Source organism: Actinosynnema sp., from assembly GCF_052038725.1.
In genome coordinates this window covers 1-1,571 of record NZ_JBQGCX010000037.1, presented here as the reverse complement: position 1 = coordinate 1,571, position 1,571 = coordinate 1, and the positions used below count along the sequence as shown (strand labels likewise).

Below are 1,571 nucleotides of genomic sequence, written 5' to 3'. Positions count from 1 at the left end.
TCCTTCCCCGGTCGGGGGATCAGAACCACCAGGCGCCCCAGGGGCCGTCCAGCCAGTAGCCCCGGTTGGTGAGCTGGGTCAGTTCGGCGAAATCGCCGATCTCGACCAGGCAGGGGGCCTCGTACACCTCGACCGCGTTCTCCATGCTGTCCTCCGGGCACTTCGTGGATGAACCGCGCGGCGACCGGGAGAACCGGCCGCCGGAACCATCCTCACCGCCCGGACCGGCCGCCGTATTGGACGAAATCGCCATTCCCGCCGCGCGGCGCCGCACCGCCTCGGGGGTCGATCCGGTGAGCAGGCGGCACTCGCGGGTGAAGTGGGCCTGGTCGTAGAAGTCGCACTCGGCCGCGACGCGCGAGCCCGGCAGGCCCGCGGCGAGCAGGCGCAGCGCCCGGTGCAGGCGCAGGACCCTGGCGGCGGTCTTGAGGGGGACGCCGAGCTCGGCGGTGAAGCGGCGCGAGAGCTGGCGGTGGCTCCAGCCGGACGAGGCGGCGACCTGCGAGATCAGCGCGGCGCCGTGGACCTGGCTGAGGGCGTGCCAGGTCTGCCTGACCGGGGCTGGGACCGGGGTCGCGCGCTCCCAGAGGCGCAGCAGGGCCGCGTCCAGGGCGTGCAGGCGGGTGGGCCGGTCCGGTGCGGTGGACGCGCTGCGCAGCGGTTCGGCCAGGGCGGCGGCGTGGAGGCGGGTGCCGCGCGAGCCGAGGACGGCGGCGGGATCGGCGTGCCCGGTGAGCGCGGCGACGGCCCAGGGGTGCACCAGGGCGTCGATCCTGGCGCAGTCGCGGCAGGCGGGGTCGGGGTCGGCGGTGAAGCGCGCCAGGGGTGGTTCGCACACGACGTGCGCGGGTGGCGGGAATCGTGTTCCGGTGGGTTCGGGAAAGTGGAAGGACAGGGTGGCGGTGGCGTCCGGGGGTTCGCGTCCGTCGGCTCCGGTGCGGTAGCGGATCACCGCTTCCCGCAATCCGCCGCGCGGGCGCGGGGTGGTGAAAGGCGCGTCGGCGGTGGCTGTCACGAAAACCCCCCAGGTTTCGGACTCGTCGGGGGAACGTAGCAATCGCGTTCGGCAGCGGGTATCAGCCGAACGGTTCACGTGGTGGCGGAATGATTTTCGTGTTTTTGCCGGGGCATTGGTGAGCGGTGGTGGTTCGGGGTGTTCGCCCGCGGGGCGCTGGGGTCGGCGCTAGCCTGCGGCGAATGGACTCCCCCGCGGCCGAGCCCCGCGCCCCGTCGAGCAGTACTTGCGGGAGCCCCCCCGCAAGCGGATCGCCGCCGGGGTGGTGCTGCGCGACGGGGCGGGGCGGGTGCTGCTGCTCCAGACCAGCTACAAGGCGAACTGGGAGGTGCCCGGCGGGGTCGTGGAGGAGGGCGAGTCGCCGTGGGCCGCGGCGATGCGCGAGCTGCGGGAGGAGGTGGGGCTGTCCCGGCCGCTCGGGCGGTTGCTGGTGGTGGACCACGTGGCCGAGCACCCGCACGAGGGGGTGGTGCGGCCGGAGGGGGTGGCGATGCTCTTCGACGGCGGGCTGATCACGGCGGAGCGGGTGGCGGGGCTGGTGTTCGGGGACGGGGAG

At 74.1% G+C, this 1,571-nt stretch carries 2 protein-coding genes; one reads left to right on the top strand and one right to left on the bottom strand.

Features of this window, described 5'->3' with window-relative positions; genetic code table 11:
- Positions 1-19: 19 nt before the first annotated feature.
- Entirely contained in the window at positions 20-1,015 is a 996-nt protein-coding gene (locus ACTUAL_RS00660; RefSeq protein ID WP_440898896.1) for a helix-turn-helix domain-containing protein, read from the bottom strand.
- A gap of 226 nt (positions 1,016-1,241) precedes the next feature.
- Here ACTUAL_RS00660 and ACTUAL_RS00655 point away from each other — a divergent pair.
- Positions 1,242-1,571 (top strand): NUDIX domain-containing protein (locus ACTUAL_RS00655; protein WP_440898895.1); only part of this gene is annotated, 330 nt, incomplete at its 3' end.